8 protein-coding genes are annotated in these 5,087 nt (G+C 65.8%); 3 read left to right on the forward strand and 5 right to left on the reverse strand.

Features of this window, described 5'->3' with window-relative positions; translation table 11 throughout:
* Positions 1–288 (forward strand): helix-turn-helix domain-containing protein, encoded by a 288-nt coding sequence (locus QZ753_RS03900; protein WP_294641381.1) that lies wholly within the window; start codon positions 1–3, stop codon positions 286–288.
* 67 nt (positions 289–355) lie between these two features.
* Here QZ753_RS03900 and QZ753_RS03905 read toward each other — a convergent pair whose 3' ends face one another.
* Both QZ753_RS03905 and QZ753_RS03910 read right to left on the reverse strand, forming a co-directional pair.
* Positions 356–1,141 carry an SDR family oxidoreductase gene (locus tag QZ753_RS03905; protein ID WP_294641382.1) on the reverse strand — a complete coding sequence of 262 codons (786 nt, stop codon included), beginning with the start codon at positions 1,139–1,141 and terminating at the stop codon, positions 356–358.
* The gene (locus QZ753_RS03910) at positions 1,141–1,464 is read right to left on the reverse strand and encodes a nuclear transport factor 2 family protein (RefSeq protein WP_294641383.1); all 324 of its coding nucleotides are present in this window, start codon (positions 1,462–1,464) and stop codon (positions 1,141–1,143) included. Before QZ753_RS03910 ends, QZ753_RS03905 begins: the two co-directional genes overlap by 1 nt.
* A gap of 56 nt (positions 1,465–1,520) precedes the next feature.
* Here QZ753_RS03910 and QZ753_RS03915 point away from each other — a divergent pair, with 56 nt between their 5' ends.
* Positions 1,521–1,892, forward strand: a complete 372-nt coding sequence (locus QZ753_RS03915) for a helix-turn-helix domain-containing protein (protein WP_294641384.1) — start codon at positions 1,521–1,523, stop codon at positions 1,890–1,892.
* Between the two features lie 256 nt (positions 1,893–2,148).
* Here QZ753_RS03915 and QZ753_RS03920 read toward each other — a convergent pair whose 3' ends face one another.
* Complete coding sequence (locus tag QZ753_RS03920) at positions 2,149–2,646, reverse strand: Rrf2 family transcriptional regulator (RefSeq protein WP_294641385.1); 498 nt, start codon at positions 2,644–2,646, stop codon at positions 2,149–2,151.
* Positions 2,647–2,775: 129 nt separating this feature from the next.
* Between QZ753_RS03920 and QZ753_RS03925 the strand changes: the two genes are divergently transcribed.
* Positions 2,776–3,693: an NAD(P)/FAD-dependent oxidoreductase gene (locus tag QZ753_RS03925; protein ID WP_294641386.1), complete on the forward strand. Its 918-nt coding sequence runs from the start codon at positions 2,776–2,778 to the stop codon at positions 3,691–3,693.
* Between the two features lie 262 nt (positions 3,694–3,955).
* On the opposite strand, the gene panB is transcribed toward QZ753_RS03925, so the two are convergent.
* Both panB and QZ753_RS03935 read right to left on the reverse strand, forming a co-directional pair.
* The gene (panB, locus tag QZ753_RS03930; RefSeq protein WP_294641387.1) at positions 3,956–4,777 is read right to left on the reverse strand and encodes a 3-methyl-2-oxobutanoate hydroxymethyltransferase; all 822 of its coding nucleotides are present in this window, start codon (positions 4,775–4,777) and stop codon (positions 3,956–3,958) included.
* On the reverse strand, positions 4,774–5,087 hold a 314-nt coding region (locus QZ753_RS03935; protein WP_294641388.1), incomplete at its 5' end, for a pantoate--beta-alanine ligase. The genes QZ753_RS03935 and panB, both read right to left, overlap by 4 nt.

Consider the following 5,087-nt stretch of genomic DNA (forward strand, 5'->3'; position numbering starts at 1 on the left):
ATCCAGGCCATCACGGGCAAGTGGAAGATCGAGATCGTGTGCAGCCTCGTGGCAGGCCCGAGACGGTTCGGCGAGCTGCGGCGCCTGTTGCCGGGCATCACCCAGCACATGCTGACGGAGCAGCTCCGGGACCTTTCGGCCAACGGCATCGTCATCCGGACGGCATTCGCGGAGATCCCGCCCCGCGTCGAGTACGAGCTGTCGCAGGCCGGGATCGACCTGATGCCGACGTTCGAGACATTGCGGGAATGGTCGCTGAAGTACGAAGGTCAGCTTGTGGCTCGGTGAGAAGCCGGCGCCGCCATTTTGCGGACGACACGAGGCCATCTTCCGACGTCCCGGCGACAGCCGAGGATCACGCCGTTGGTATGGTGCCGCCGTCGATCACATACTCCGTGCCGGTGATGGAGGCCGCCCGCGGCGATACCAGGAAGGCGACGAGATCGCCCACTTCCTCCGGCTTGGCGGGGCGCCCGATCGGAATGCCGCCGAGCCCTTGCATGATGATGCGCTTGCCGCCCTCGTAGTCGGTGCCGGCCTCTTCGGCGAGACGTTCGGCAAGCCGCACCGACGCTTCCGTCTCGATCCAGCCCGGCGAGACCCGAACGACGCGCACGCCCTTCGGCGACACCTCCTTCGACAGCGCCTTGCTGTAGGTCGAGAGCGCCGCCTTCGCGGCGGCATAGGCGATCGTGGACTCGGACAGCGGTAGTTCACGCTGGATGGACGTGACGTGGATGACGACACCCGCACCCCGCTCGATCATGCCCGGCAGGAAGGCACGGTCGAGCCGCACGGCGCTCATCAGGTTGCGCTCGATCTCATTTGCCCAGATCGCGTCGGTGAGCGCCTTAAAACCACCGCCCGGCGCATTCGAGCCGCCGAGCACGTTGACGAGAATGTCGACACCGCCGAGTTCGGAGAGGGCGAAGTCCGCGAAGGCCGCGGAGCCTTCTGCCGAAACGAGATCGGCGACCATGAACCGCACACCGTCCGGCAAGGTATCCGGGGCGGTGCGCGCAGCGGTGGCGACGCTGGCACCAGCCGCCAGCAGAGCTGCGACGACCGCCGCACCGACGCCCTTCGTGCCCCCCGATACGACGGCACGCCGACCGGAGAGATCGATCCAACCCCCGGTCATCACGCGATCTCCAACGCGGTGATGCGCGCGTCCCGCAGGCTAAAGCGATGGTCGAGCATCACGGGGCTTCCGGGAAAATTGCCCGACACTTCCGCGGTCACCACCACAGTGTCGCCGTGCTCTTCGACACAGGTTGGACGGGCCCGAGAGGGCGTGCGCGCCATCGTGTCAATACGCCAGTCTCGCACGGCGGTAAGTCCCTCATAAGTCCGGTGTTCGTCCCGGACGACAATGTCTTCGTCCAGAACGCGACTGAGCGCCGCAAGCGAGGCGTTCGTCGGCAGGGCGAAGTAGTCGCCGATGGTCTGGGGAAGCGTGAGCATCGAGTTCCTGTGGCGACACGGTTGTGATGCCTAAGAGATCGCCTTACAGCTCATCCATGACAAGTACGCACGAAAACGTCGGGTACTTACCCGAAAGTAAGCATTCGACGCATACAGCGGCCACGGCCGCAGCGGGCATCGAGACGGCCTTTCGAATGCTGGAGGGGCGTTGGAAGCTGATGATCCTGTTCCATCTGTTCGGCGGGCGGCTTCAGCGCTTCTCAGACCTCGAGCGGGCGATCCCGGCCATCTCGCAGAAGATGTTGATCCAGCAGCTCCGGCAAATGGAGGCGGACGGGATCGTGACCCGGCTCGTGCATCACCAGGTGCCGCCGAAGGTCGAGTACGGGCTGACCGAATGGGGACAGTCACTCTGTCCTGCGCTCGACGCGTTGCTGACATGGGCGGAAGCTAAGCCCGCGGAGTGAACATGTGCCGGTCGACCGGACTGCGGGAACGGCAACATTCTGACGATCGGAGCTGAAACCGGACAGACCGCTACTTCTCCGGTCGCGCCGATAGCTGCTGCGAAGGCGGACAACCTTGAGCAATCAATCCGCTTTCGACCCCCTGAACGTCGCAATTCGCGACATGGGTGACACCGAACGTAGACGTGCCGGCGCAACATGTGCAACGCGCCGCCGGATCGAGCTACACGCGCAGCCCGCGGCTGTCATGGCTCTGTCAGGCTTGGTGGTGGTTTACGGCGGGTTCGTCATGATGGGAGATGCTCCCGGCGCATTCCAAGCCGAGGCCCCGGTCGGCGGCATCCCGCTCGAAGTCCCTGGCGACGTCCTCGACGGTGACCTGCGAAAACTGTTCGAGCAAGCGTGCCTCAGCCTCGCGGAAGGACGCGTCGAGCCGGGCGTCGACGGCCCTCTCGACCAGACACTCGGCCGGTTCCGCCCCAGGGCCGATATTGAACAGGGGCGGTGCGCCGACGGCCTCGTAGACGTCGCGCAGCGTCACGTCGGCCAGCGGCCTGGCGAGTTGCCAACCGCCGCCGTGCCCCTTTTCGGACGAGACGATCCCGCGATCGCGCAAGCCACCCATCATCCGGCGGACCACGACCGGATTGGTGGAGATCATCTGCGAGATCTCGTCAGAGGTCGCACGCGGCACGTGACGGTCGAGGTGGATCAGCACGTGCAAGATGCGGGATAGGCGCAGGTCGCGTGGCATTGGGGACCCCTTCCAGTCTACGCGGACGTTCTAGCCGACATCACGCAACATGCACAGTGTCATGTCTTGCCGTTCGATCGCCCATTATGTAACTCATCGAGTGTCGTAACAGATCGGGAGGACCGACACATGGACCACGATGTCATCGTCATCGGAGGCAGCTTCGCAGGGCTGTCGGCCGCCATGCAACTGGCGCGAGCCCGACGCACCGTGCTCCTCCTCGACACGAACGCACCCCGCAACCGCTTCGCTGCAACGTCGCATGGCTTCCCAGGGCAGGACGGACGGGGCCCGGCCGAGATCGGCGGAGCCCTTCGTGCCGAACTTGCAGCCTATTCAACGGTGGCTTTTGCAAGCGAGGCCGCCGTCGCGGCCCGTCGGGAGGGCGACGGGTTCGTGGTCTCGCTGGCCGCCGGGGGCAAGATCACCGCGCGCCGGCTCGTCCTTGCCTACGGCGTCCGCGACACCTTGCCGGACCTGCCCGGTCTTGCCGAGCGCTGGGGTGTGAGCGTCCTGCACTGCCCGTACTGCCATGGCTACGAACTCGACCGGCAGCCCGTGGGGGTCCTGGCGCGCAACGACATGGCCTTCCATCAGGCGATGCTGCTTCCCGATTGGGGGCCCACGACCCTGTTCACGCAAGGGTCGTTCGAGCCGACATCCGAGCAGCGACAAGCCCTTGTCGCGCGCGGTGCGGAGCTCGAGACGACACCCGTCGTGAGCCTACTCGGCCCCTCGCCAAAGTTGGAGGCGGTCCATCTGACAGATGGCCGTACGATCCCCCTCGCTGCCCTGTTCGTCGCGCCTCTGACGCTTCCTTCCAGCGATCTCGCCAACCAACTCGGCTGCGCGATGAGGGACGGGCCGACGGGACCCTACCTTGAGGTCGACGCCATGCAGGCGACGACGGTCCCGGGCGTCTTCGCGGCCGGCGACCTCGCCAGCCCGATGCCGAACGCCACCCTTGCGGCGGCAGCGGGGGTACTGGCGGGCGCCGCGGCGCACCGCTCGCTGGTGTTCGATCCCGATCTCGCACTGGCGGCTTGACCCAATCCGCAACCGTCGCCTGCGTTTGGTTGCGCGCGTAGCCATGGGCCTGATGGGCAATTCGCCCCAGTGATCGAAGATGTCATCGTCCACAGTTGCACGCGGGAGGCGGGAGCAGAACGACGGATCGTGATCGGAACGTTCGGTGTGGAAGAGCGCACTCTCCGGTCGAGTCGCTCAATGCCTCGGGGGCGAACGTCTGCAACCTGACCGCCTGCCAGCGATCCAACGTGCAGCGCCCAGCCTGGAAGCGGGCGCTGCCTCAGCCCTCCTTCGGCTTGTAGACGTTGTTCTCGTTCGGGAACCGTCTGTCCGTGACGGCCTCCGCGTAGGCTTTGATCGCGGTGTCCATGCCGTCGGCCAGATCGCCGAACCGCTCGACAAAGCGGGGAACGCGATCGTGGAGGCCGAGCATGTCCTCCAGGACGAGGATCTGTCCGTCGCACCGCGCAGAAGCGCCGATACCGATCGTCGGGATGTCGATCCGACGGGTGATCTCATCCGCCAGCGGCTCGACCATGCCCTCGAGAACCACGCTGAAGGCGCCAGCCTGCGCGACGCTGCGGGCATCCTCGTGCAGACGCTCCCAGTCGCTCCGGTCTCGCCCCTGCGTACGAAAGCCGCCCGACGTCATCATCGCCTGCGGCATCAAGCCGATATGGGCCATCACCGGGACACCGCGGGCAGTCAGGAAAGCGATCGTGTCCGCCATGGCCAGCCCGCCCTCGAGCTTCACCGCCGAGCATCCGGTTTCGGCCAAGAGACGAGATGCGTTGCGGAATGCGTCCTGCGGGCTGGCTTCGAACGATCCGAACGGCATGTCGACGACGACCAGAGCACGGGTGGTCGCCCGCACGACAGCCTGCCCATGCAGGATCATCATATCCATCGTCGCGCCGAGGGTGGACGGCAGGCCATGCTCGACCATGGCGACGCTGTCCCCGACAAGGATCACGTCGGCATGGCGGTCGACGAACCGTGCCGTCAGGGCGTTGTAGGCTGTGAGCGCCACGATCGGGCGGCCGCCCTTCCGCGCCCTGATCCCCGGAACGGTAACGGACTTTCGTGCGACCTCGACGCTCATGCGGCGGCCCCTTCCCCGACGGTGTCCGGATAAAGCTCGATCTGGTCGATGAGAACGACGGATCCGAGCCGTGCGGTGACGAGCAGCACCGCGGGTCTGTCCAGAACGCGGTCCAGTGGACCGAGCGTTGCGCTTTCACGCAGATCGCAGGACTGGAGGACAATCGAGGGCTCCTGTGCCAATCTCGAGCGGATCGCGTTCAGAAGGAGCACGGCATCGCGCTCACCGCTCGCAAACAGCCGTTCGGCTGCCACCAATCCGTCGTAGATGGCTGGCGCCGCTTTTCTCTCATCGGGCGTCAGGCGGACGT

This window comes from uncultured Aureimonas sp. (assembly GCF_913775355.1).
Lineage (GTDB): Bacteria > Pseudomonadota > Alphaproteobacteria > Rhizobiales > Rhizobiaceae > Aureimonas.